At 65.1% G+C, this 20,856-nt stretch carries 31 protein-coding genes; 6 read left to right on the forward strand and 25 right to left on the reverse strand.

Going from position 1 to position 20,856, the window contains the following annotated elements; translation table 11 throughout:
• From C8N34_RS23720 to C8N34_RS23755, 8 genes are all read right to left on the reverse strand, one after another.
• Positions 1–180, reverse strand: a 180-nt coding sequence (locus C8N34_RS23720; RefSeq protein WP_211317741.1) for a hypothetical protein, incomplete at its 3' end; no start/stop codon positions are given.
• 127 nt (positions 181–307) lie between these two features.
• Positions 308–667, reverse strand: a complete 360-nt coding sequence (locus C8N34_RS23725; protein ID WP_242013880.1) for a hypothetical protein — start codon at positions 665–667, stop codon at positions 308–310.
• Between the two features lie 73 nt (positions 668–740).
• The gene (locus tag C8N34_RS23730; protein ID WP_108130778.1) at positions 741–938 is read right to left on the reverse strand and encodes a hypothetical protein; all 198 of its coding nucleotides are present in this window, start codon (positions 936–938) and stop codon (positions 741–743) included.
• A 1-nt stretch (position 939) separates the two neighbouring features.
• Positions 940–1,317: a DUF6915 family protein gene (locus tag C8N34_RS23735; RefSeq protein ID WP_108130779.1), complete on the reverse strand. Its 378-nt coding sequence runs from the start codon at positions 1,315–1,317 to the stop codon at positions 940–942.
• A 10-nt stretch (positions 1,318–1,327) separates the two neighbouring features.
• A complete protein-coding gene (locus C8N34_RS23740) occupies positions 1,328–1,819 on the reverse strand; it encodes a DUF6878 family protein (RefSeq protein WP_108130780.1) in 492 nt (163 codons plus the stop codon).
• A gap of 101 nt (positions 1,820–1,920) precedes the next feature.
• Entirely contained in the window at positions 1,921–2,439 is a 519-nt protein-coding gene (locus C8N34_RS23745) for a DNA repair protein RadC (RefSeq protein WP_108130781.1), read from the reverse strand.
• A 110-nt stretch (positions 2,440–2,549) separates the two neighbouring features.
• A complete protein-coding gene (locus C8N34_RS23750; protein WP_108130782.1) occupies positions 2,550–2,990 on the reverse strand; it encodes a JAB domain-containing protein in 441 nt (146 codons plus the stop codon).
• A 125-nt stretch (positions 2,991–3,115) separates the two neighbouring features.
• Complete coding sequence (locus tag C8N34_RS23755) at positions 3,116–4,315, reverse strand: DUF932 domain-containing protein (protein ID WP_108130783.1); 1,200 nt, start codon at positions 4,313–4,315, stop codon at positions 3,116–3,118.
• Between the two features lie 114 nt (positions 4,316–4,429).
• Between C8N34_RS23755 and C8N34_RS23760 the strand changes: the two genes are divergently transcribed.
• Positions 4,430–4,705: a hypothetical protein gene (locus C8N34_RS23760; RefSeq protein ID WP_145693766.1), complete on the forward strand. Its 276-nt coding sequence runs from the start codon at positions 4,430–4,432 to the stop codon at positions 4,703–4,705.
• A 19-nt stretch (positions 4,706–4,724) separates the two neighbouring features.
• Here C8N34_RS23760 and C8N34_RS23765 read toward each other — a convergent pair whose 3' ends face one another.
• The 5 genes from C8N34_RS23765 to C8N34_RS23785 form a co-directional block, all read right to left on the reverse strand.
• The gene (locus C8N34_RS23765; RefSeq protein WP_107754790.1) at positions 4,725–5,201 is read right to left on the reverse strand and encodes a DUF411 domain-containing protein; all 477 of its coding nucleotides are present in this window, start codon (positions 5,199–5,201) and stop codon (positions 4,725–4,727) included.
• A gap of 26 nt (positions 5,202–5,227) precedes the next feature.
• Positions 5,228–5,827: an SCO family protein gene (locus tag C8N34_RS23770; RefSeq protein WP_108130784.1), complete on the reverse strand. Its 600-nt coding sequence runs from the start codon at positions 5,825–5,827 to the stop codon at positions 5,228–5,230.
• Entirely contained in the window at positions 5,809–6,279 is a 471-nt protein-coding gene (locus C8N34_RS23775) for a copper chaperone PCu(A)C (RefSeq protein WP_107754788.1), read from the reverse strand. The genes C8N34_RS23770 and C8N34_RS23775 overlap by 19 nt, the downstream gene beginning before the upstream one ends.
• Positions 6,280–6,284: 5 nt before the next feature.
• A complete protein-coding gene (locus tag C8N34_RS23780) occupies positions 6,285–6,878 on the reverse strand; it encodes an SCO family protein (RefSeq protein ID WP_107754787.1) in 594 nt (197 codons plus the stop codon).
• A gap of 91 nt (positions 6,879–6,969) precedes the next feature.
• On the reverse strand, positions 6,970–8,295 hold the full coding sequence (locus C8N34_RS23785; RefSeq protein WP_107754786.1) for an Nramp family divalent metal transporter: 1,326 nt from the start codon (positions 8,293–8,295) through the stop codon (positions 6,970–6,972).
• A 121-nt stretch (positions 8,296–8,416) separates the two neighbouring features.
• Here C8N34_RS23785 and mntR point away from each other — a divergent pair, with 121 nt between their 5' ends.
• Entirely contained in the window at positions 8,417–8,869 is a 453-nt protein-coding gene (gene mntR / locus C8N34_RS23790) for a manganese-binding transcriptional regulator MntR (RefSeq protein ID WP_107754785.1), read from the forward strand.
• A 6-nt stretch (positions 8,870–8,875) separates the two neighbouring features.
• Here the strand turns inward: mntR and C8N34_RS23795 are convergent, their stop codons facing one another.
• Genes C8N34_RS23795 through C8N34_RS23815 form a run of 5 tightly spaced genes read right to left on the reverse strand, consistent with a single transcriptional unit; the run spans position 8,876 to position 13,351 of the window.
• On the reverse strand, positions 8,876–9,535 hold the full coding sequence (locus C8N34_RS23795) for a DsbA family protein (protein WP_107754784.1): 660 nt from the start codon (positions 9,533–9,535) through the stop codon (positions 8,876–8,878).
• Entirely contained in the window at positions 9,532–9,969 is a 438-nt protein-coding gene (locus tag C8N34_RS23800; RefSeq protein ID WP_107754783.1) for a disulfide bond formation protein B, read from the reverse strand. The genes C8N34_RS23795 and C8N34_RS23800 overlap by 4 nt, the downstream gene beginning before the upstream one ends.
• On the reverse strand, positions 9,956–10,441 hold the full coding sequence (gene lspA / locus C8N34_RS23805; RefSeq protein ID WP_107754782.1) for a signal peptidase II: 486 nt from the start codon (positions 10,439–10,441) through the stop codon (positions 9,956–9,958). The genes C8N34_RS23800 and lspA overlap by 14 nt, the downstream gene beginning before the upstream one ends.
• A complete protein-coding gene (locus C8N34_RS23810; protein ID WP_107754781.1) occupies positions 10,438–11,061 on the reverse strand; it encodes a methyltransferase family protein in 624 nt (207 codons plus the stop codon). Before C8N34_RS23810 ends, lspA begins: the two co-directional genes overlap by 4 nt.
• Positions 11,062–11,065: 4 nt before the next feature.
• Positions 11,066–13,351, reverse strand: coding sequence for a heavy metal translocating P-type ATPase (locus tag C8N34_RS23815; protein ID WP_422387679.1), 2,286 nt, complete (start codon positions 13,349–13,351; stop codon positions 11,066–11,068).
• Positions 13,352–13,440: 89 nt separating this feature from the next.
• Here C8N34_RS23815 and C8N34_RS23820 point away from each other — a divergent pair, with 89 nt between their 5' ends.
• On the forward strand, positions 13,441–13,881 hold the full coding sequence (locus tag C8N34_RS23820) for a MerR family transcriptional regulator (RefSeq protein WP_107754779.1): 441 nt from the start codon (positions 13,441–13,443) through the stop codon (positions 13,879–13,881).
• Positions 13,878–14,210: a YnfA family protein gene (locus C8N34_RS23825; RefSeq protein ID WP_107754778.1), complete on the forward strand. Its 333-nt coding sequence runs from the start codon at positions 13,878–13,880 to the stop codon at positions 14,208–14,210. Before C8N34_RS23820 ends, C8N34_RS23825 begins: the two co-directional genes overlap by 4 nt.
• Positions 14,211–14,482: 272 nt before the next feature.
• Here the strand turns inward: C8N34_RS23825 and C8N34_RS23830 are convergent, their stop codons facing one another.
• Entirely contained in the window at positions 14,483–14,887 is a 405-nt protein-coding gene (locus C8N34_RS23830; RefSeq protein ID WP_107754777.1) for a single-stranded DNA-binding protein, read from the reverse strand.
• A gap of 424 nt (positions 14,888–15,311) precedes the next feature.
• On the opposite strand from C8N34_RS23830, the gene C8N34_RS23835 reads away from it, so the two are divergent.
• Entirely contained in the window at positions 15,312–15,632 is a 321-nt protein-coding gene (locus tag C8N34_RS23835; protein WP_107754776.1) for an H-NS histone family protein, read from the forward strand.
• A 35-nt stretch (positions 15,633–15,667) separates the two neighbouring features.
• On the opposite strand, the gene C8N34_RS23840 is transcribed toward C8N34_RS23835, so the two are convergent.
• Genes C8N34_RS23840 through C8N34_RS23865 form a run of 4 tightly spaced genes read right to left on the reverse strand, consistent with a single transcriptional unit; the run spans position 15,668 to position 18,943 of the window.
• A complete protein-coding gene (locus C8N34_RS23840) occupies positions 15,668–16,462 on the reverse strand; it encodes a nucleoside phosphorylase (protein WP_107754775.1) in 795 nt (264 codons plus the stop codon).
• Between the two features lie 56 nt (positions 16,463–16,518).
• On the reverse strand, positions 16,519–16,944 hold the full coding sequence (locus C8N34_RS23845) for a rhodanese-like domain-containing protein (RefSeq protein WP_107754774.1): 426 nt from the start codon (positions 16,942–16,944) through the stop codon (positions 16,519–16,521).
• 33 nt (positions 16,945–16,977) lie between these two features.
• Positions 16,978–18,093 (reverse strand): MFS transporter, encoded by a 1,116-nt coding sequence (locus C8N34_RS26700; RefSeq protein ID WP_199750746.1) that lies wholly within the window; start codon positions 18,091–18,093, stop codon positions 16,978–16,980.
• The gene (locus tag C8N34_RS23865) at positions 18,080–18,943 is read right to left on the reverse strand and encodes a sterol desaturase family protein (protein ID WP_108130785.1); all 864 of its coding nucleotides are present in this window, start codon (positions 18,941–18,943) and stop codon (positions 18,080–18,082) included. The genes C8N34_RS26700 and C8N34_RS23865 overlap by 14 nt, the downstream gene beginning before the upstream one ends.
• An 88-nt stretch (positions 18,944–19,031) precedes the next feature.
• Here C8N34_RS23865 and C8N34_RS23870 point away from each other — a divergent pair, with 88 nt between their 5' ends.
• Positions 19,032–19,697 (forward strand): ArsR/SmtB family transcription factor, encoded by a 666-nt coding sequence (locus C8N34_RS23870; protein WP_107754769.1) that lies wholly within the window; start codon positions 19,032–19,034, stop codon positions 19,695–19,697.
• A gap of 103 nt (positions 19,698–19,800) precedes the next feature.
• Here C8N34_RS23870 and C8N34_RS26510 read toward each other — a convergent pair whose 3' ends face one another.
• On the reverse strand, positions 19,801–19,965 hold the full coding sequence (locus C8N34_RS26510) for a hypothetical protein (protein ID WP_007803240.1): 165 nt from the start codon (positions 19,963–19,965) through the stop codon (positions 19,801–19,803).
• Positions 19,966–20,355: 390 nt separating this feature from the next.
• On the reverse strand, positions 20,356–20,829 hold the full coding sequence (locus tag C8N34_RS23875) for a hypothetical protein (RefSeq protein ID WP_108130786.1): 474 nt from the start codon (positions 20,827–20,829) through the stop codon (positions 20,356–20,358).
• Between the last annotated feature and the right edge of the window lie 27 nt (positions 20,830–20,856).

The raw sequence follows: 20,856 nt of genomic DNA on the forward strand, positions 1-20,856 counted from the left end.
GGCGATTTCCAGCGTCAATGACGTCGGCTCAACACCATGGGCCTCCAGAACCCGGCCAAACCGTCGAAGCTGGAAGCGATAGTTAGACAGCGCCCGACGCTGCATGTGCGTCGGCGCGAGGCTCTCCTCGAACGAACTGATGTACGGGTCGAGGCAGGTTGGTTGGACTTTCTTGGCCATGGCTTTCTCCATGTTGCTGGCGCAACAAGGATTATGCCGAACGCGTTGGCACGAAACTGAGGGTTCAGGACCATGAAGCCGGTCAGCCACACCCTATAATCATTGGCTGGTGTGGTCATATGGCAAGTCAATGCTTCTCGTCGACTGGAGGGCCATGCGGCATAATCCCGATCCCGGCATAATATGCCTTATGCCGAATTCGGCATAAGGCATACTGGAACCCCCAGAGGCCGGTGAGGTCGAGCTCTTCCGCAAGGCGCAGCACGAAGCGGATGACGGCTTCGACATCGCCGTGGTCGTCGTCATGGATCCAGAGAGTGCTGCCCTCGGGCGCGTCCTGGCGCACGAGGTCGAAGCCTGCGACCTCCGGGTCGTCTGCGTCTTGATCCGCAGCGCGCAAGCGCTTGAACAGTGCGAGCGCTCGGGCCGCCTTGTCGGGGGTGCCGACGTCGAGCAGGCAAGAGAAATGGGTGAAGTAATCCGCCATGGGGACCTCCTGAGTGGGAAGACCCGGCCAAGAGGCCGGGCACTGGATTGGGATGAAGGGTGGTTCGGGGCGATCAGCCGGTGCGCCTGTCGCCCGCCACCTGTCGCGCGGCATGGGCGCAGAGCATCTGCCGATAGAAGCGCTTGCGCGCGGCCCGGAAGCCGCGAACGGCGCGCGTGTCGGGGTGCAGCGCCCGGACCGCTGCCCGAAGGACGGCGAAGGGCGAAGCCGTCGCTGGCAGGCCGAGGCGCTGATAGGCTGAATCGGTCATGTCAGCTGACCTCGACCACGGGTGAAGCGAAATGCGGATCGACCAGCGCCTCGATCCGCTCGGCCCGACCCATCCAGGGCTCGGGCCGGATAGCCTTCACCCAGTCGGCGAAGCTCGGGATGAAGCCGAGGTCTTCCTTCACATGCTGTTCGCCGACCCAGCGGGTCGGAATGATCCGCCCGGTCGAGAGGGTGAGGGTCGGCCCGAAAATCGTCTCGGCCATGAAGATGCCCTCGGCATGGTGGCGCAAGGCCCGGTGCCGAAAATCTGCAGTGATCTCCTTGCTCTGGTCGAACCAGGCATGCACGGCCAACGTATCCTCGACCGTTCCGCCCCATTTCTTCACAGAGGACAGGGCGTGGTGATAGGGATGTGCCATCGCCGCCCCCTCAGAAATCATGGGTGAAGAGTTCGGACGAGGTGAAACGCTCGTTGAACTCGAGGTGGATGCAGCGGGCCGCGGCGTCGAAGCAGAACTCGCCCCACGCACCGTCGTTGTTTTCCCAACCGCCATGGGTGTCTGAGAGGAAGTCGTAGGCGAGTTGTTCGACAACATCCTCGAGCGACAGGCTGCGCATCTCGACCTCGGGGTCGTCCCAGGTCAGCCCGGCGTATTCGATTTCGGTGGCGGGGAAATCGACGGCGATCTCACCGGACCATGCGCCGATGCTTTCGATCTGGCCGCTGTCCCCGGCCCCGTCGAAGGTCACGGTGACATGGGTGATGCCGGCGGCCATGAGGCCGTCGAACAGGCGGTCCTTGTTGCCGGGGCGCAGCGCTTCGATCCGGGCGGCGCGCTCGGCATGCGCCGTGAAGATCTGCGCCATGTCGACGGTCGAGGGTGCCATCGGCGGCGCGAGGGTGGGTTCAGTCATGTTCATCGGGTGTCTCCGGTAAGGGGAAGGGATCGGAGCCGGGCCGGGCGATCTCTCTCCCCCGGACAAGCTCCAAATCCCCCATGCCCGCCTCTGCCTCTCGAGCCTCACGCAGCGACCTGCAGCGCCCTGGCGGCAAAAGCGCGCCAGAGCGGGTCAACGAGACGCCCGTCCAGAAGATCAGCGCGGTGGCGCAGCCGCTGCGCGAGATCGGGCTCACCCCAGGCAGCCGCGCGGCCGGCCTGCGCGCGCAGCTGGCTCGCCTCGGTCACCACGCCCCGCGCTTCTGTGGCGCTCATCACCGGGTAACACCACGCGACGGCGCAGTCGCTGGCGACCCCGGCCAGCACAAGGCGCTCGTCGCGGTCGAGGATGGCCAGAAGCTGGGGCGCGGCATCTGGGGCGATCCTCTCGGCGTGGTCGATTGCGCCCTGCATGGCCTCGGCCAGCGTCGCGAAGCGGGCGAGGACCAGCGGGGCGGCCTGGCCCGACATGAGTTCAGCCGGAGCGCGGCGCGACAGTGTCAGGGCGAAGGGATGATCGGGATCGGTGTCGCCCGAGCGAAAAAGCGGCGGAACGCCCCGCGCGTCGGCGGTCGGCTGGATCGGCAAGGGGAGGTCGAACATCGGGGAGATCTCCGACGGCGCGGGAAGCCTCTCTCCCCGCCTCATCCGTCAAAGACCGAACCGGCGCCCTCTTCCTCGAAGGGACGGCGGCAACAGGTCCGCAGGGAACGTCAGAGCTTGCCCAAGGCCCGCAGGCTCAACTCCGTCCCGGCACCGACGATGATGTGGTCGTGCAGCGTCAGGCCGAGATACCTGCACCCCTTCTGGATCTCCTTGGTCATACTGAGATCGGCCTCCGAGGGCGTCGGATCGCCCGAAGGGTGGTTGTGGATCAGGATCAGGGCGCTGGCGTTCAGCATCAGCGCCCGCTTGATCACCTCGCGCGGATAGACCGGGACGTGATCGACCGTGCCAGTCGAGAGCAGCTCATCGGAGATGATGCGGTTTTTGCGGTCGAGGTAGAGGACGTGGAACCGCTCGATCGGGCCGCGGACTGTCAGCGCGCAGTAGTCCAGAAGCGCCTGCCAGCTGCCGATGACCGGGTTATGACTGAGGTAGCGGCCGAGGATGTCGCGTGCCTCGAGGACGATGGTTTCTTCCTGGGGGGTCATTGGGGTCTCGCTGAACTGCACGCTCGAAGGCCCTCTGCCCTCGCGGGGCGGGGCTATTGGCGTGCATGTGGAAGGGGAAAGTGCGACCGCCGCGCGCGAGGGCGGTCGCGTTGTCGGGCCTGGCGTCAGCCGACCCTGTCGAGGAGCTTCTTGGCGCGCCCCTCCATATCGAGGCGGGCATCCTGCTGGGTCTTGTCGCGCGCAAGCCGCGTGATGCCCTGCACGAAGTCGAAGATGCTTTCCGGCGGGCGGCCCTCTTCCATCAGCACCTTCTCGATGATCTTGCCTGACTCGACTTTTGAGAAGCCGCGCTTCCTGAGGAAGTCGTCGCGGTCCTCATCCGTCCGCGCCACGATCTGCTGACGCGCGGCCTTGATGCCGTTCACGAAGCCCTGCGGCGAGGAATTGGCAAACCGCGACAGCGCCGGGGCCGCCTCATGGGCGAAGCGCGAGGCCGCGTATTTCGAGTGGCGGATCTTGATCTCCTGAAAATCTTCGACGCCCCAGAGGTTGCGGTTCTGGCAGACGGCCCGCAGGTAGAAGCTCGCCATGCCGAGTGTCTTGGCCCCGACCTCGGAGTTCCAGCAATAGAAGCCCCGGAAGTAGAGATCAGGGGAGCCATCAGGCAGGCGGCCCGCCTCGATCGGATTGTGATCGTCGACCAGGAACAGGAAGACATCGCGGTCAGAGGCATAAAGCGTGGTCGTGTCGCGGCTGATCTCGACATCTGGGTTGTAGACCCCGGTCGACCAGTCGAGCACGCCCGGCACCTTCCAGCGCGTGTCGCCGGTGCCATTGCCCGCGATGCGCTGCACCGCCTCGACCAGTTCGTGGTCATGGATGCGGCCGTAGTCGGGGCCAGTCACCGCGCGCAATTCAGTGCGGCCATCCTCGGTCTCGAAGGTCTTCACCTGCTCTGCGCGGTGGTTGGTTAGGCCGTATTGCAGGTTGATCCCCGCCAGTGGCGCGGGCAGTTGCCGCAGGTAGGAGGCCGGTGCGCCGACGATGCTGGCAAGCTGGCCGAAGGCCCAGTGCGTAGGTGCCACCGGTTCATGTGCTTTCGGCAGGACCAGATGTAGCCGCTCGGCGCTGTCGCGCGCGGCCTCGACTCGGATGTCCGCCGTCTGCACCACCCGGCTGCGGCTGCGCTCGGACCGACCCTTCACATTGGCCCAGAGATCGTCGAGCGACAGATACCGCTCGTCGTCGGGGCGGTTGAACCATTCGGACGACACTCGCCCGTTCCGCTCACCCCGGCTCACATCCACCTTCCAGCCACCGGCTCGCGCCGGCGCGACCGGATCCAGAACTTCCACAACGCCCATCGGCTATCTCCCGTGACAGGCGCCGGGAGCCACTCTCCCGAGCCTTTAACCCGTCACCGGGAAACCGGCACTCCTCTCACTCTAGAAGGCGGTCAGTCGCTAAGGTCATCATGAATGGCAGCTTCGCCCTCTCGCGCGCCTGCTGGCTGGTCACCTACCCGCTGGCCGGCGGGATCGGCGCCGGTGCCCGGTCTGTGCGTCACGGCGCTCATCGGCGCGGCTGGCCTCGTTGCGGTGCTGCGCCTCTGGCCCGCGAACGATCAGACGTTCTTGCGGCACGACCTTCCTGACCTGTCCGCCGATTATCTCCACCTGTCGGAACACGGGCCCCACCACACCCATGCCGTCTTCATCGACACCCTGCATCGCCGTTGGCCGAAGGCGGCATGAAGCACGGGCGACACAATTGTCAGGCGGCCAGATAGCGGGTGAAGACCTCGGTTGAGCCATCGCGGCCGATCAGCAGGACGTCGTAGGCCTCGCGGCTGTCCTCCGGTCCCATGCCGGGCGATCCATAGGGCATCCCAGGCACGGCAAGCCCGATCGCGTCCGGCCGCTCCTCGAGCAGGCGCCGGATATCGGCCGCAGGGACATGGCCTTCGAGCACATAGCCCTCGATCATCCCTGTGTGGCAGGAGATCATTCTTTGAGGCACACCCACTTCGGCCTTGTAGGTCATCAGGAGCGTGCCGTAGCGCTCCTCGTCCGTCACGGTGAAACCCTCGTCCCGAAGATAGGCGACCCAGGCGTTGCAGCATTCGCAGCCGGTTCCCTTTACGACATGGATCGACGGGCCCGCGCTGCGCACCGGACTGGCCGCGAAAGTCGCGACGGCGAGGCCGGACAGCAGCATTGTGCGGCGGGTCAGAAGGGGCGTGTTGGTCATGTGGCTCTCCGGAACAGGTGTGGCTGTCAGGTCAGAACCCTGCGTATCTTCGGCAGGGAGAAGCGGCGGTCCTCGTGGTAGTCGATGATGCTGGCAAAGCGCCCATCGGCGCGGAACAGGAACACACCGGCAGTGTGGTCCATGGTGTAATCCCCGTCGCGGGGCACCTTTTCGAACCGGGCGCGGAAGCCTGCGACGGCGCGTTCGACCTCGGCCAGCGGGCCGGTCAGGCCGGTGATCCGTGGATCGAAGTTTGCCAGGTAGTCGGCCAGAACTTGCTGTGTATCCCGTTCGGGATCGACGGTGATGAAGACGGTGTTCAGCCGGTCGGCGTCGGGCCCGAGCTCATCCAGCCAGCCCGAGATGTCGCTGAGGGTGGTTGGGCAGACATCGGGGCACCAAGTGAAGCCGAAGAAGGCCATGGTCGGGCGGCCGATCCAGTCTGCCGGGCGCACCGGTTCACCGCGATGGTTGGTCAGGGCAAAGCCCATCTCGCCGATGGGCAGTGGCAGAAGCGCGGCGGGCGGCTGCGCGCGGCCGCGGCTTTGCAACCAGCCGAGGCCGAGCGTGAAGGCCAATGCACCGCTCGCGCCTCCCAGACCAAGGATCAGTTGGCGTCGTCGCAATCCGGACCCTCCGCCCGTAGCGACAGAACCTCGACATTGACGACGACTTCCCCGGCATTCTGGAAGGAGAGTGTCACCGGGAAGCTGTCGCCTTCGGCCAGTGTCGTGGTCAGGCCCATCAGCATCCCATGATAGCCGCCGGGCGCCAGCTCGACGGTTTGGCCAGCCGGAACCGGGATCGACATGGCGTGTGGCATGGAGGCGATGCCGTCGGTCACCACGGTTTCGTGCAGCATCGGCATGCCAGCAGCCGGGGTCGCGATGCCGATCAGCGCATCATCTGTGCTGCCGTTGTTGGTGATCTCGACATAGAATACCCCCGGCCGGTCCGCGCCGATGGTGGCGCGGGACCAGGCGTGTTCGATATTCAGATCGCCCAGGGTGAAGGTTTCGCAGGCCAGCACGGGGGCGGCGGATAGGGTGAGGAGGGCCGAGAGGATCAGGGATTTCATGGCGGTCACAATCTGGGTTGAAGGTCGGCAAGGATATCGGTGGCGGGCGTGCCGTAGGTGAACTGACGCAGCCAGTCACCCTCGGGCCCGATGAGGTAGAGCGCCGGGCTGTGCGACATGGTGTAGCCGTCGGGGGCGGCGGCATCACCCTCGCGCGCGTAGAAGATGCGGAAGCTGTCCGCCGCGGCGCGGGTCTGTGCCTCGTCCCCGGCAAGCCCGATGATCGACGGGTGGAACGCCGCAGTGAACTCGGCCAGCCCCAGTCTGCGATCCCGCTCGGGATCGATCGAGATGAACAGAGGCTGCACAAGGGCAGCGTCGTCGCCCAGATCGTCCATCACCTGCGCCACTTCGGAAAGTGTTGTCGGGCAGACGTCCGGGCAGTTGGTGAAGCCGAAGAAGACCAGAAGATGCTGGCCCGCAAACTCGGCAGGGGTGCGCACCCGACCCTCGGCATCCGGCAGCGTGAAGGTCGGTCGGAAGGCGGCTTGCGGGACAGCCTCCGACGCGCGGTTTGGCAACAGCACGAGCAGCCCATAGGCCAGCGTGGCCAGTCCCGCCGCCGCCCAGAGGATTTTCTGTAACCTTGTCAACCGCATCCGTAACCTGCCTGTTTATTGCTCTCTGTCTAAAACCTCCAGCCGCTTGAGGTTCAAGCCCGAATTCGTGCTCTCACCGAAGGGTGAAGGGTCAGCCCAAAAGCACGGTCGACAACAGGTTCACGTTCAGCACGATGATGACGGCGGCGATCAACCAGCAGAGGCCCGTCAGCCAGCGTGGGGCGACCAGTTCGCCCATCTTGGCGCGGCTGGCGGTGAACATGACCAAAGGCACGATGGCGAAGGGCAGTTGGAAGGACAGCACCACCTGGCTCAGGATCAGCAGCTCACCCACGCCCTCACTGCCGTAGAGCAGGATCACGAAGACCGCCGGGATGATGGCAAGGCCGCGGGTGATCAGCCGCCGCGCCCAGGGGGCGATGCGCAGCCGAATGAAGCCTTCCATCACGATCTGCCCGGCCATCGTGGCTGTGACAGTGGAGTTCAGGCCTGCGCACAAAAGCGCCACCCCGAACAGGACCGGCGCCAGTGACGACCCCAGCAGCGGCTCCAGCAACAGGTGCGCCTTGTCGATCTCGGCCACGTCATTTTCGCCGACGGTGTAGAAGGCGGCAGCGGCAAGGATCAGGATCGAGGCATTGATCGTCAACGCGAACATCAGCGCAATGGTGCTGTCCCAAGTCGCCAACCGCAACGCCTCGCGCTTGGCGGGCAGGTCCATGCCAAAGGCGCGGGTCTGCACGATGCCCGAATGCAGATAGAGGTTATGCGGCATGACCGTGGCTCCGATGATGCCAAGGGCAAGGTAGAGCATGGTCGGGTTGCTGACGATCTCACGGCTCGGGGCGAACCCGGCGATGACGTCGCCCCAGACCGGATCGGACTGCGCGATCAGCACGACAAAACAGGCCGCGATCAGTGCCATCAGCGAGATGATCAGCGCCTCGATCCAGCGGAACCCCTTGTTCTGCAGCCACAAGATCAGGAACACGTCGGCGGCGGTGATGAAGATGCCGATCTCCAGCGGGATGCCGAACAGCAGGTTCAGGCCGATGGCGGTGCCGATCACCTCGGCCAGATCGGTGGCGATGATGGCTAGCTCGGCGAAAACCCAAAGGGGCACCGACATCCATTTCGGAAAGGCATCTCGACAGGCCTGCGCCAGATCGCGACCCGAGGCGACCGCCAACCGCGCGCAGAGCGATTGCAGGAGGATCGCCATGATGTTCGACAGAAGGGCTACGAACAGCAGCGTGTAGCCGAAGGCCGCCCCGCCGGCGAGCGAGGTCGCCCAGTTGCCGGGGTCCATGTAGCCCACGGCCACCAGATAGCCGGGGCCGATGAAGGCGAGGAACCGGCGGAACCGGCTGGTGCCGCCGTTGCCGACCGCAATGGTGCGGAAGACCTCGGAAAGTGAGGGCGTCTCGCGCTCTTGTCGCCAGGCTGGGATGGACATGGTTTAGGGCGCTCCCGGGTTTCGTCACGATCCCGACAAGACGTGGCGCATAAAGTTAGACAGTGCTAACAATCTGCCCCGCGACTTTACTTGTCAATCCATCCCATGCGACACTCTGCAGATGACCGAGTTCCACCCTGACACCCGCACCGCGCCGCTCGACGGCCCCGCAGACCCGCGCACCGAAGCGTTTCAGGGCGTGCGCGAGGCACGGCGGAATGAACTGGCCGAGGATTATGTCGAACTGATCGCTGAGCTGATCCACGAACAGGGCGAGGCGCGCCCGGTGGACATCGCCACCCGCCTTGGCGTGAAGGTGCCGACGGTCAGCAAGACCCTCGACCGGCTGGCGCGCGAAGGGCTGATCACCCGCGCAAAGTATCGGTCGGTCTTTCTGACCGACACGGGCCGCGCGCTGGCCAAGGAATGTCGGCGGCGGCACGAGATCGTGCTGCGGTTCCTGATCAGCCTTGGCCTTGACCCCGAGACGGCAGAGCGCGACGCCGAAGGCATCGAGCATCACGTCAGCGAACGAACGCTGGCGCTCTTCGCGGCCTTCGCCAATCGGTCCTGATCGGCATCAGCTGTTCTCGATTGCAAACCGCACATCTGCGATCAGGCTGTCTGCGCTGAAGTTCTCCAGCCGCCTGCCGTTCAGAAAGAAGGTCGGCGTCTGTCGAATGGCCAAGGCTTCGACGTCGGCTGCGTCCTGGTTGAGGATGCCAGTAATCCCCGGAAAGAGCTTGTCGCTTTCCGCCCTTTCGAGATCGAGCCCCGCGGCCCCGGCGATTTCCCAGGCCACGTCCAGCTGCGGCGAACCATGCACGGCCCAGCCCGGTTGCTGTTCCAGCAGCGCATCCAGTACCGGCTCGAACTTGTCCTGCATCCGTGCAGCCTCAAGGATGCGCACGGCTTCGTCCGAGCCTTCGTGGAAGACGGTATAGCGCAGCACGACCCGGACCTGAGTCGGAAACTGCCGCCGGATCTCTTGCACCACCGGGTGATAGGCGCGGCAGGCCTCGCAGGACGGATCGAAGAATTCAACCAGTGTGACGGGCGCATCGGCAGGACCGAAGCTGGGGGAGTAGTCCCGGATCAGTAGTGCCTGATCGGCTGTTGGCGCGGCAGCGGCCGCCACTTCTGCCTCGGCGGCGCGGCGCTGGTTCAGCACGTAGGCGCCACCCGCGAAGGCGGCAAGGCCAAGCGCAGAGGCTCCGATCAGAAGGGTGCGGCGGTTCATGGGCGGTGTCCTTTCGGAAGGATGAGACAGGCAAGGATCGCTGCAAAGGCGACCGCGGAAAGATAGGGGATCGGCAGGCCAAGGATCATCTGCGCCTCACCGGTGCAGGAGGGGCCATTTTCGGTGCAGGGCACGATTGGCGCGGGCAAAAACCCAGCGTAAAGGCCCGAATGCCACGCCGCCAGCGCCAGCCCGGCGAGGGCCAGGGGCAAGCCGTAGGCGCGCGCCACGCCGTCGCCCCGCCAGAGTGACAAGCCAAGGATCGGCACCAGCGGGAACATGGCGATGCGCTGATACCAGCAGAGCGTGCAGGGCATCTGGCCCAGCACCTCACCGATGAAAAGCGCGCCAAGTGTGGCCGCCAGCGCAATCAGGAAGGCCGCAGTCAAGGCAAGGTCGTCGCGCGACAGGGTTTCCGAGTCAGCTTTGGTCAAGAACCGGCTCCTTGCGGCGGCGAACGGGAAGAGATGCGGCGAGGATCAGGACCGCGCCCAGGGTGATCGCAATATCGGCGACGTTGAACGTGGGCCAGTGCCAGTCACGCCAATAGAAATCGAGAAAATCAGTCACGGCACCCTGTCGCAGCCGGTCGATGATGTTGCCAAGCGCCCCGCCCACGACCAGTGCAAAGCCGGCACGTTCCAGCGCGTGCTGCGCCCGGAATGCCATGACGGCGAAGGCGATGGTCAGTGCGCCCGTCAGCGCGGCCATCAGAAGGGGCTTACCCGCCATTATCCCGCCCATCATGCCGAAGCTCGCGCCTGTGTTGAACCCGAGGGAGAGGTTGAAACTCGGAAAGACAGGGACAGCCGTCCCTTGCGACAGCAGCGATAGTGCCGCTGCCTTGGTCAACTGGTCTGCCACCACTGCGGCAGCAATCAGCGAAATCAGCGTCATCTTGGTCATTCCGCAGCCTTGCTCTTCATGCCGATCCAGCGAGGAACCGATGCGGTGTAGCGGTCATAGTCCGGCCCGATTGCCATGCGCAGGGCAGCCTCCTCTGACCGGACTTGCGTGGTGGCGGACCAGAGAAACAGGAGTGGGGCTAGGACCGTCGGGACAGAGGGCACTGCCAGGGTAACACCCGCCAGCAGCGCCGCTTGCCCCACAAAGGTCGGGTTGCGGCTGAAGCGGTAAAGCCCGCCGGAGACCAGATCGCCGGTTTCGCCGCCGACGACGCCGACGCGCCAGGAGGATCCCATCGACATCTGCGCGGCAAAGGCCACCATCGCGCCGAGCCCTGCGACAAAGACCCCGACCAAGCCAAGAAGTACGGCGCGCCCCTCGGTCCAAAGCGGATCGATCTTGTGCAGGATAGGCACGGCGAGCCAGAGAAGCGGCCCGAAGAAGGCGAGCGCAAAGGCCACGCGGAACCCGATTGCCGCCAGCCGGTCGCGTCCGGTCGCACGGGCGAACAGCCAGACCGGCCGACCCACCGCTTTCGCGGCCAGCGCGCTGCCCCAGAAGAACAGAGCCAGATAGCCGAAGAGAAGGGCCAATGCTGCCCAGCCGAAACCGGAGATCATGGCCTTACGCCTCCCGTTCCGGATTGAACCGCAGCAGGCGCAGGGCGTTCAGCGTCACCAGCACAGTCGCGCCGGTATCGGCCAGAATTGCGATCCAGAGGCCGGTCAAGCCGAAGACCGAGGTCACCAGGAAAACCGCCTTCAGCCCCAAAGCGATAGTGACGTTCTGGCGGATATTGGCCATCGCAGCGCGCGACAGGCGGATCGTGGCCGGAATGTCCGTCACCCGGTCGCGCAGGATCGCCGCATCGGCGGTTTCCAGCGCCACGTCGGTGCCCGATCCCATCGCCACGCCGACACTCGCCTGTTTCAGCGCGGGGGCGTCGTTGATACCGTCGCCGATCATCATTACGCCGCCTTGGGTGCCGATCTCGCGGATGTAGGCAAGCTTGTCCTCGGGCATCATGTCGGCTTCGAACTTCAGCCCGAGGCTTCCGGCGATGGCGGCGGCCGTGCGCGGGTTGTCCCCGGTCAGGATCACCGAAGTCACCCCCATCGCCGTCAACTGGCGCACCGCGTCCTTGGCATCCGCGCGCGGCTCGTCCCGCATGGCGATCAGGCCAAGCGGGGTCTTTTCGCGGAACACGGCGACGGCGGTCTTGCCGTCCTCCTCAAAAATCGTGGCCTGCCGAAGACCGAAGCCATCGAGCCCGCCATGCTCCATCGCATAACGGGGCGAGGACACATAGGCCGCAGCGCCGCCCACGGTTGCAACAACGCCCTTGCCCATCAGCGCCTTGGCGTCTTGCGAGAGCAGCGCGGAAACGCCCGCATCCTTGGCCTTGTTCAGGATCGCAATCGCCAGCGGGTGGCTCGACCCTGTTTCTACGCCCGCAGCAACGGCAAGAAGCTCGGCCTCGGTCGTTGACCCGAACGGCACCACATCCGTCACCTGCGGGCGGCCATGCGTCAGCGTTCCGGTCTTGTCGAAGGTCACGACATCGACCTTCGCTGCGGCTTCGATCACCGCACCACCCTTCATCAAGAGCCCGCGCCGCGCGCCGGTGGACATGGCAGAGGCGATGGAGGCGGGGACTGAGATGACCAGCGCGCAGGGGCACCCGATCAAGAGAAGCGCAAGCCCCCGGTAAATCCACGTGTCCCAAGGCTGACCAAATGCCAGCGGCGGCACCACGATCACCAGCGCGGCAACCGCGACGATGGCGGGCATATACCAGCGGCTGAAGCGGTCGATGAAGCGTTCGGTCGGCGCGCGGGCCTCTTCGGCCTCTTCGACCAGCCGGATGATGCGCGCGATGGTGTTGTCTTCCGCGCCTTTGGTGACCTTCACCCGCAGCGCCGCCTCAGTGTTGATTGCGCCTGCAAAGACCGCATCCCCCGGCCCGCGCGTTTTGGGGACGCTTTCGCCGGTGACCGGGCTTTCGTCCACGCCCGAGGTGCCATCCACGATCTCGCCATCGGCCGGAATCCGGTCGCCGGGGCGAACAAGCACGGTCTGGCCGATGGTCAGGCTTGCGGCCGGCACCTCGCGCGTGATGTCGCCGGTGACCAGTTGCGCGGTCTTCGGGACAAGGTTCGCCAAGGCCCTGATGCCGTCGCGCGCCTTGCCTGCGGCCACGCCTTCCAAAACCTCGCCCACGGCGAACAGGAAGACGACCAACGCCGCCTCTTCGGCTGCGTCGATAAACAAGGCCCCGACGGCTGCAATCGTCATCAGGCTTTCGATGGTGAAGGGCTGACCCATCCGCAACGCTGCAAAGGCGCGTTGCGCTACTGGGGCTACCCCGATCAGACAAGCAGCGACGAAGGCCCATTTGCCGATCTCGGGTGCAAGATACTCGATAACCCAGGCGGCACCGAGCAACAACGCGGTGAAGATGACCAGCTTGCCCTTGGCCGTCTGATACCAGCGCTTGCCCCGGTCAGCGGGGTCATCATGGACATGGCCGGGGCTGCCGTGGCCACTGTCATCGCGCTTTGCGCTGGTGACCTTGGGGCCGTGGTCGTGCCCGGCGTGATCGTGGCCCTCATGTGTCGCATGGTCATCGTCATGCCCATCGTGGGCATCAGGCAGCACAAAATCCTTCTTCGCACCGGCAGCGCGCGGCGCAATCTGGTAGCCAAGTGCCCGGACGGTCTTTTCGATCTTGTCCCGCCCGGTCTGCGCCTCATCCAGCGTCAGCCGCAGGCGTTCCGTCATGATCCCGACCTCGACGCCGCTCACCCCCGGCAGGCGAGCCACCGCATCCTTGATTTTGGTCGCGCAGGATCCGCAGTCCATGCCCGTCACAGTCCAGTCGCAGGACGTTTCGCGTGCAGCTTCCGACATCGTCATTCCTCCTGCCGCAGTGCGGGCAGTTGCTTTCATCGAATCAGGAACCTAATGTCTCTAGCAACTATAGCTTCAAGGGGAATCTGATGCTGACCATCGGAAAACTGGGCGAGGCCGCGGGGGTGAAGGTTCCGACGATCCGCTACTACGAGCAGATCGGCCTCTTGCCCGAGGCGGAACGCAGCGCGGGCAACCAGCGGCTCTACGGCCGCAAGGCGCAGGAACGGCTGGCATTCATCCGCCACGCCCGCGATCTGGGTTTCACGCTGGAGGCGATCCGCGACCTGCTCAGCCTGTCCGACAGACCTGACCAATCCTGCGCCGCCGCCGATGCCATCGCCAAGGCGCAACTGGCCGAGGTCGAAAGCCGGCTCGCGCGCCTGACCGCCCTCAAGACCGAACTGGAACGCATGGTCGTGCAATGTGCGGGCGGGAGCATTGCCGATTGCCGGGTGATCGAGGTTTTGAGCGACCATTCCCTTTGCGCAACTGATCACCGCCATCCGGAAAGCGAGGTGCAGTCATGACAGCGCCGGGCACACTCGCCATCTACATCGGTGCCGCTTTGGCCGAGATTGCGGGCTGCTTTGCCGTCTGGGCCTGGATGCGGCAAGGGGCGAGCCCGCTTTGGCTGGTCCCGGGCCTCCTCAGCCTCGCCGTTTTCGCTTGGCTCCTGACCCTGGCCCCCTCCGATTTCGCAGGGCGCGCTTATGCGGCCTACGGTGGCGTGTACATTGCCGCGTCGTTCGTCTGGCTTTGGGCAGTGGAGAAGCAACGCCCGGACACTTGGGACATGACCGGCGTCGCAATCTGCCTCGCCGGTGCCGCCGTCATCCTGTTCGCGCCGAGGGCGTAGGGGGTTCCGTTGTCCAGACTGGCCAAGGGTCGAACGTCACCCCTCCTCGGACCGACTTGTCCTGCGACAATCCGAGGCTCCGGATGGAGAAGCGGAGGCGAGGCTCTCAGCCAGAGGCTCCCATCACACAGTGAGCCGCGGCATACTGCGGCATGAACGAATGCCCGGTCTCGGGCGCGCGAGACCGAGCATGATGATGGTCGGCTTATAGCCGAGATCGCCCGAACCCGGCGGGTTTCCCCGCCGGGCCCGAGGGGGAGACCCCGTTCTCTTCAGAACGGGATCTCGTCGTCGCGGTCGACCAGCTCGGGGTTTTCGTTCTCGGCCGACTTCTGGCGGCTCAGGAAGTCGACCTTCTCGGCGATGATCTCGCAGCCGTAGCGGTCGTTGCCCATGCTGTCGATCCACTTGGTGTAGTGGATGCGGCCGTGGACGAGGACCTTCATGCCCTTTTCGCAATGCTCCGCGACCGTCTTGCCGAGACCGTTGAAGCAGGTGATGCGGTGCCATTCGGTGTCCATGACCCGGTAGCCGTTCTCGTCGCGCAGGACGCGACCTTCCGAGAGGCGGGGGCGAGAGGTGGCGAGGCTGAAGTTGGTGATCTTGGTGCCGCCCTGGGTGGTGCGGACTTCGGGGGTCTGACCGATGTTGCCGGCGAGGATGACGATGTTCTGCATGTTAAGCTCCTGTGTTTCCTGTCTTCGGGACCGTCCCTTCGACAAGACCCGGAAAAAGCCCGTCGGGTGACGCGTGCACGGTGGACGGAACGGACGCCGGAAACCCCCAGAGGACCGGGGTGGAGCGGGCAGCCCCGAAGGGGCAACACGGCCCGGACCGACGCGGGGTTGCACGCAGGCAAACGAACGGGATTAGGGGATTGTCAGTCGAAGGGATGGCCCAGAAGAAAGAGATGCGCGGGGAGCCCATGCCTGAACCCGTCACCTTGCCCATCGGAACAGCCTGACCCCCAGTCCAGCCCCTTACTGGCGACGAAACGGCGATCAACAGCCTCCGCCAACCCTGCCCCAGCCTTCCGGGAGTTGCGGCGCCCTGCCGCGACGGGCTATCGATACCGGATCATTCAGGACACGGACCGCACCAATGGCTGATTACGATCTCGAGGCACTGTCGCTCAGCGAGCTGAAGAAAATGCAGAAGGACGTCGCCAAGGCGATTTCCACATTCGAGGATCGGCAGAAGGCGGAAGCCCGCGCCAAGGTGGAAGCTTTCGCCCGAGACCTCGGCTACTCCCTGGCCGAACTTGTCGGAACCGAGGCGAAGTCCTCCCGTGCACCGGCCGCGGCGAAATACCGGCACCCTGAGAACCCGGCGCTCACCTGGTCCGGCCGGGGACGCAAACCGCAGTGGTTCGTTGAGGCGTTGGCGGGCGGAAAAACTGCAGCTGATTTGGCTATTGGTTGAGCATTGCGAGATGATGCAAGATCAAGGCGACGTCATCATCCGCAGCGCTTGGCGATGTGCGAAAGTACGATGAAGGCGTCAGACGTACCGTTCGCTTTGCCTTTCTCAAAATCACCTTCGATCGTGCCCATCTGGTTTGTGACATGTGCCAGGCAGATGACTGCCCGCCCTCGCGCTTGGGCAAAGGCGTAGAGCGCTGCCGCCTCCATCTCGACCGCGAGAATTCCACGATCGCGCGCTGCGGCGATTGCAACTTCGGTCTCACGAAACGGCGCATCAGTGGTCCAAGTCGCACCGGTCAGCACACGCGGGCCTTCGGTGAACGCGCCCGTCAGCTGCGAGAGCAAGTGCGAGGGCGCCTCACTCCAGTCAGACGGAGGAATGTAATGATAGCTCGTGCCCTCGTCGCGCAGCGCCCGCTCGATCACAATGAAGTACGGCGGCGGGCCTTGTGGCGTGATCTGCCCCGATGAGGTGACACTGATCAGAAGTTCGCAACCTGACGCGAACATCTCCTCGGCGACCAGTACAGCGAATGACGCGCCGACGGCACAACCAACCACACCGATGTCATGGCCATCCAGGTCGAACACCCACATCTCGGTGTGGTAGCAGACCCACCCCTCATTCCGCCGCGCGCGGCCTTCGATACGGAGCTGGCGGACAATATCGCCGTCAGGGTCAAGCAGGCAAATCCTTGGCACCGTGACGGCCGCCGCCCCTTTCTGGCGGCGTGCCTCGCGCAGCAGGCTTTCGGGCGTGAAGGCCGACGGGGCATCATGATGCTTGTCCGACAGGATCGGCGGGAGCGGCTTTTTGGCGTCGGACATGGTGTTTCCTGCGAGGCGGGCCCAGCGGGCCATCACCCGACCGAGGGGTTAACGGATCAGGGTCTGTAGGCCGCGTCCTGCTGCCAGCCTGTGAAGCCGGTCTGCATGACGACCACGTTCGACCTGCCCGCAACACGCAGCGCGAAGGCCGCCTGCGCCGACAGGCTGCCGGTGTTGCAGAACAGGATGGTCATCCGATCCTCGGGGATCTCGTCGATGCGGTCCAGCACTTCGCGCCACTCGATGTTGACTGCGCCGGGGATCGTGCCTGCCTCGAACTGGCCAGCGTCCCGGGTGTCGACGAAAAGCGCGGTCTCGAAGACGGTCTGGTCGAGTTGCTGGGGCAGGATGATGCCGGCCTCGTATTCCGAGAACATCATGTATTCCTGCATGGCGTCGATAGCCGCGTCCTGCGCAAAGGCGGGCAATGTGTGCATCCCGAGCGCGACGGTTGTCGCCAAAAGTAGGTGCTTCAGGGTCATCCGGGGGTCTCCTCCGTTTCGGTTTCTTGGTGTTCAGGTGTTCTGCGCAAGCCAGCCGATCGTGCCGCCTTCGAGCCATAGGGCGTCCGGGTGGCCGAGCCTGTTCAGGACATCCGCGCCCTCTGCCGACCGACCGCCGCCCTTGCCGCAGATGGTCACGGGTGTTCTGCCAGCAGGAAGTTCTCCCGCCCGGTCTTCGAGTTCGGCCAGCGGGATATGGACGGCGCCCGTCAAATGGGCGGCGACGAAGTCTTCCGCGTCGCGGACGTCGATCAGGTGGAAGCGATCCGGGTCGGCCGCGAGGGCGGCGAGCGTAAGCATCCCGGCCATCAGAACACCAGGACCTTGTCGGCGGCCAGCGTCGCTTGGGCGAGTTCGTCCATTGTGGAGCGGCTCGTCCCCTCCATCATGTCGCCCTCTGCAAGGCCGCGCGCGTCCAGGCAGGTGCCGCACATCAGGACGCGCCCCTTGTTCGGAGCTGCCCTGCGGATAACGCGGCAGGGATTTCGGGGGTGCTGCCTTGTGCGCGGCCGTCTCGGCCTTGGCCCAAGGCAGCGTGTCCTTCACCCAGACCACGGTCAGGATCAGCGCCAGCAGGACCACGGCCATGCCAAAGACCAGCAGGCCCGTCCGCGCGCCCAGCCCTTCCGCGGCATATGCGGTGAGGATGCCTGCGATTGCCACGCCGACATAGCCGGAGAACTCGTTGAGCCCCATGGTGAGGCCGCGTTCCTCGGCGCGCGTGATGTCGAGTTTCGCGGTCTGCGTCATCGACCAGCAGAGGCCCTGGTTGACGCCCAGCAGCACGGTCGCCGCGACGATCCAGTTCCAGTCGGGCGCGTACCAGATCATCACCGGGATCGGCAGCGCCATGACCCAACCGAAGGCCAGCACCCGCTTGCGACCGATCCGCTCGGACCAGCGCCCGGCGACGAAGTTCATCACCGCCTTGACCGCACCGAAGGCCACGACGAAGGACGCCAGCAGCAGGAACGAGCCGCGCTCGAGCCCGAACTCGCTCTCGGCCAGCGCCGGGACCACCGTGCGAGTCATGCCGATGGCGAAACCCACCAGCATCACCTGGATCAGCTGATGCGCGACCTGGACCCTATTCTCGCGGATGCCGCGCGTGAATTCACTTGCGGTCATTCTGCGGGCTCCTTGTCGTGTTCCGGGGATCGAGCGCATGGCCCGATGCCGGTCCGCGCAGCGGCTGGACCAGCATCCGGTCGAGCCAGAGATCGCGGCGTGTCCGGAACTGCTCGATGCCGATCTCCATCCCCTCGTGTCCCTTGGCGGGCTGGGCGATGTAGGTGCCGAGGAGCCTGTCCCACCACGGCAGGTTGAAGCCGTAGTTCGAGTTGGTCTCGCGCGGGTCGGTGGAATGGTGGACGCGGTGCATGTCCGGCGTCACGACGATGAGGCGCAGCACGCGGTCCACCGGGCGCGGCAGGTCGATGTTGGCGTGGTTGAAAAGCGCGGTGGCGTTCAGGATCACCTCGAACAGTAGCACCGCGACGGCGGGGGGGCCGAGCGCCGCGACCACCGCCAGCTTGATCCCCATGGAAATGAGGATCTCCACGGGATGGAAACGCAGTCCCGTGGTCGCGTCGAAATCGAGATCGGCGTGGTGCATCCGGTGCAGCCGCCAGAGCCCGGGCACGGCGTGGAACATCACGTGCTGAAGGTAGATCGCCAGATCGAGCAGCAGCATCGAGACGATGATTGCGACCCAAACTGGCACATCGAGATTGTTGAACAGGCCCCAGCCACGATCCTCGGCCATGACGGCCAGACCGACCGCGAGGATCGGAAAACTCAGCCGCAGGATGACCGTATCCACCACCACCAGAGCAAGGTTGTTCGTCCAACGGATGACGCGCGGGATTTCTCGCCTGCGCCGCGGGGCCGCCACTTCCCACAGCGCCATGCCCGCCAGAACACCCAGAAAGATGGCAAGACGGATGGTCGCCTCGGTGGCAAGGATGGTCTCGGACATGGATCGCTGGCCTTGGGGCTTGTGGGGCGCGATGGAATCGCTATTATTCAAGTTATCGCTTGAATGATCTAGCGTCAGGAGACAGGCCTTGTCAATCAGCCCGAAGTTGGCCCTGCTGGAGGAATATGCCCTCGTCGCACGCGCCTTATCAGCACCGGCGCGTCTGATGCTGCTGGAACAACTCGCGCAAGGCGAACGCGGGGTGGAGGCACTTGCGGACAAGACAGGCCTCACGATCGCCAACTGCTCGCAGCATCTGCAACAGCTGCGCCGCGCCGCTCTCGTCACCAGCCGCCGCGACGGCAAGGCAGTGATCTATCGGCTGACCGATGCCAAGACACTCGCGCTGATGGATCTGCTGCGCATCGTGGCAGAACGGAACCTCGCGCAAGTCGAGCGTATCCTGCGAGGGCTTTCAGGCGGCAAGGACGCCCCCGAAGCCGTCAGCCGCGCGGACCTCGCCGCACGGCTCGCGGAAGGCTCCGTCACCGTGCTCGACGTGAGGCCGGCCGACGAATACGCCGCGGGCCACATTCCGGGTGCGCTCAACATGGCGCTGACGGAGATCGAGCGGATCGTCCCGACGCTCGATCCGGCCACCGAAATCGTGGCCTATTGCAGGGGCCCCTATTGCATCTATGCCCACCAGGCTGTCGCCGCACTTCGCAAACACGGCCTCAATGCGCGCCGCCTTGACGGCGGTTTGCCGGAATGGCGCGAGGATGGCCTGCCATTGATGGCAGGCGCGCAATAGTTCGATGACCGTCCATTTGATCGGCGCAAGGCCACTCGGTCGGCGATAGGCCCGGAGGCGCACCAGCGCCGTGCCCGGGCCCTTGGGAAGTGAGGCCGAAGCCTCACCCGAAGGGATCGTATTCCGAGACGATCACGACCTCGTCGCCGTCGATTTCATCGGCGGGGACGGCGCCGAAGGTTCCATCCCCTGCCTGGAAGACGACGATCGAGACCATCAGCGTGGCGGCGAGGGAGGCGGCGAAAGCGTGAGCATCTTTACGGGACATCTGTTTGGCTCCTGTCTTGGAGGCGGGGGACCATCCCCCGCGCGACAGGACCCCGCAGGCCCGAAGACTGGCTGACATCACCGGGTGCGTTCGGCTTGCCCGAATCCACCCGGCGGCACGGGCTCGCCCGTAGTCCGACCCCTCGCGGGTTGATCTCGAAGACAGGGTTCGGGGCAAGGAAGGGAATGGCGAGCGGGGGAGGTGCCCTGACGACTGGAGCCAATTGTCCCGCTGATGTTGCTAACGCCGCCAACCTCCCGGGCAGACTCTTGGTTGAAAACCTCCGAATTGGGGGATGGATAACTCTGCGCCCCGCGGCATCGCGGGACGAGGTTCATGTGGTCGGTGAGGGGCCCGCACATGGGTGGGCCCCTCACGCCTTGTCAGGGCTCAGGCGGCCAGGTCCGCGCCCCCTGCCCTATCGCCGTCCTCGGCACCGACGATCTCGAGCCGCGCGTTTCGGTAGCCCTCCCGCGCGATCCAGAGCTCGGCCGCGGTGATCGACTCCGCAAGATGCAGCAGCTCGGTGTTGCCTCCGAAGTCCAGGAGTACGCGGACCTGCCCGGGCTTCGGCTCCTCGTCGACCTCGAATACCAGCCGGCTGTCCGCCGAGTGGCTGCGCATGATGGTGACGAGGATGACCCCGTCCGAGGAGAAATTCCCCTCATGCAGCGTGAAGGAGGCCGGAGCGGTCCAGGTCAGATAGACCCGGGGCGGCTCTTTCTTCACGAGTCGACCGACGCCGTTCGAACGCTCCCAGGCCGCGAGCTTCTTCGTGAACCGTGCCGGCGGCTTGGGACTGCCGTCGGTGTAGCGAATGAGCGCCCCGAGAGGGGCTGTGTCGATGATGGTTGTTGCAGACATGATTCCTCATCCCGAATGCGAATATTC

The sequence above is a fragment of the Gemmobacter caeni genome (assembly GCF_003054195.1).
GTDB lineage: Bacteria > Pseudomonadota > Alphaproteobacteria > Rhodobacterales > Rhodobacteraceae > Gemmobacter > Gemmobacter caeni.

What these genes read in the sequence shown, in the direction of transcription:
- C8N34_RS23725 (WP_242013880.1), bottom strand. Translation starts at nt 667, where the DNA reads ATGGCGGATTACTTCACCCATTTCTCTTGCCTGCTCGACGTCGGCACC.
- C8N34_RS23730 (WP_108130778.1), bottom strand. Translation starts at nt 938, where the DNA reads ATGACCGATTCAGCCTATCAGCGCCTCGGCCTGCCAGCGACGGCTTCG.
- C8N34_RS23735 (WP_108130779.1), bottom strand. Translation starts at nt 1,317, where the DNA reads ATGGCACATCCCTATCACCACGCCCTGTCCTCTGTGAAGAAATGGGGC.
- C8N34_RS23740 (WP_108130780.1), bottom strand. Translation starts at nt 1,819, where the DNA reads ATGAACATGACTGAACCCACCCTCGCGCCGCCGATGGCACCCTCGACC.
- C8N34_RS23745 (WP_108130781.1), bottom strand. Translation starts at nt 2,439, where the DNA reads ATGTTCGACCTCCCCTTGCCGATCCAGCCGACCGCCGACGCGCGGGGC.
- C8N34_RS23750 (WP_108130782.1), bottom strand. Translation starts at nt 2,990, where the DNA reads ATGACCCCCCAGGAAGAAACCATCGTCCTCGAGGCACGCGACATCCTC.
- C8N34_RS23755 (WP_108130783.1), bottom strand. Translation starts at nt 4,315, where the DNA reads ATGGGCGTTGTGGAAGTTCTGGATCCGGTCGCGCCGGCGCGAGCCGGT.
- C8N34_RS23760 (WP_145693766.1), top strand. Translation starts at nt 4,430, where the DNA reads ATGGCAGCTTCGCCCTCTCGCGCGCCTGCTGGCTGGTCACCTACCCGC.
- C8N34_RS23765 (WP_107754790.1), bottom strand. Translation starts at nt 5,201, where the DNA reads ATGACCAACACGCCCCTTCTGACCCGCCGCACAATGCTGCTGTCCGGC.
- C8N34_RS23775 (WP_107754788.1), bottom strand. Translation starts at nt 6,279, where the DNA reads ATGAAATCCCTGATCCTCTCGGCCCTCCTCACCCTATCCGCCGCCCCC.
- C8N34_RS23780 (WP_107754787.1), bottom strand. Translation starts at nt 6,878, where the DNA reads ATGCGGTTGACAAGGTTACAGAAAATCCTCTGGGCGGCGGCGGGACTG.
- C8N34_RS23785 (WP_107754786.1), bottom strand. Translation starts at nt 8,295, where the DNA reads ATGTCCATCCCAGCCTGGCGACAAGAGCGCGAGACGCCCTCACTTTCC.
- mntR (WP_107754785.1), top strand. Translation starts at nt 8,417, where the DNA reads ATGACCGAGTTCCACCCTGACACCCGCACCGCGCCGCTCGACGGCCCC.
- C8N34_RS23795 (WP_107754784.1), bottom strand. Translation starts at nt 9,535, where the DNA reads ATGAACCGCCGCACCCTTCTGATCGGAGCCTCTGCGCTTGGCCTTGCC.
- lspA (WP_107754782.1), bottom strand. Translation starts at nt 10,441, where the DNA reads ATGACCAAGATGACGCTGATTTCGCTGATTGCTGCCGCAGTGGTGGCA.
- C8N34_RS23810 (WP_107754781.1), bottom strand. Translation starts at nt 11,061, where the DNA reads ATGATCTCCGGTTTCGGCTGGGCAGCATTGGCCCTTCTCTTCGGCTAT.
- C8N34_RS23815 (WP_422387679.1), bottom strand. Translation starts at nt 13,351, where the DNA reads ATGTCGGAAGCTGCACGCGAAACGTCCTGCGACTGGACTGTGACGGGC.
- C8N34_RS23820 (WP_107754779.1), top strand. Translation starts at nt 13,441, where the DNA reads ATGCTGACCATCGGAAAACTGGGCGAGGCCGCGGGGGTGAAGGTTCCG.
- C8N34_RS23825 (WP_107754778.1), top strand. Translation starts at nt 13,878, where the DNA reads ATGACAGCGCCGGGCACACTCGCCATCTACATCGGTGCCGCTTTGGCC.
- C8N34_RS23830 (WP_107754777.1), bottom strand. Translation starts at nt 14,887, where the DNA reads ATGCAGAACATCGTCATCCTCGCCGGCAACATCGGTCAGACCCCCGAA.
- C8N34_RS23835 (WP_107754776.1), top strand. Translation starts at nt 15,312, where the DNA reads ATGGCTGATTACGATCTCGAGGCACTGTCGCTCAGCGAGCTGAAGAAA.
- C8N34_RS23840 (WP_107754775.1), bottom strand. Translation starts at nt 16,462, where the DNA reads ATGTCCGACGCCAAAAAGCCGCTCCCGCCGATCCTGTCGGACAAGCAT.
- C8N34_RS23845 (WP_107754774.1), bottom strand. Translation starts at nt 16,944, where the DNA reads ATGACCCTGAAGCACCTACTTTTGGCGACAACCGTCGCGCTCGGGATG.
- C8N34_RS26700 (WP_199750746.1), bottom strand. Translation starts at nt 18,093, where the DNA reads ATGACCGCAAGTGAATTCACGCGCGGCATCCGCGAGAATAGGGTCCAG.
- C8N34_RS23865 (WP_108130785.1), bottom strand. Translation starts at nt 18,943, where the DNA reads ATGTCCGAGACCATCCTTGCCACCGAGGCGACCATCCGTCTTGCCATC.
- C8N34_RS26510 (WP_007803240.1), bottom strand. Translation starts at nt 19,965, where the DNA reads ATGTCCCGTAAAGATGCTCACGCTTTCGCCGCCTCCCTCGCCGCCACG.
- C8N34_RS23875 (WP_108130786.1), bottom strand. Translation starts at nt 20,829, where the DNA reads ATGTCTGCAACAACCATCATCGACACAGCCCCTCTCGGGGCGCTCATT.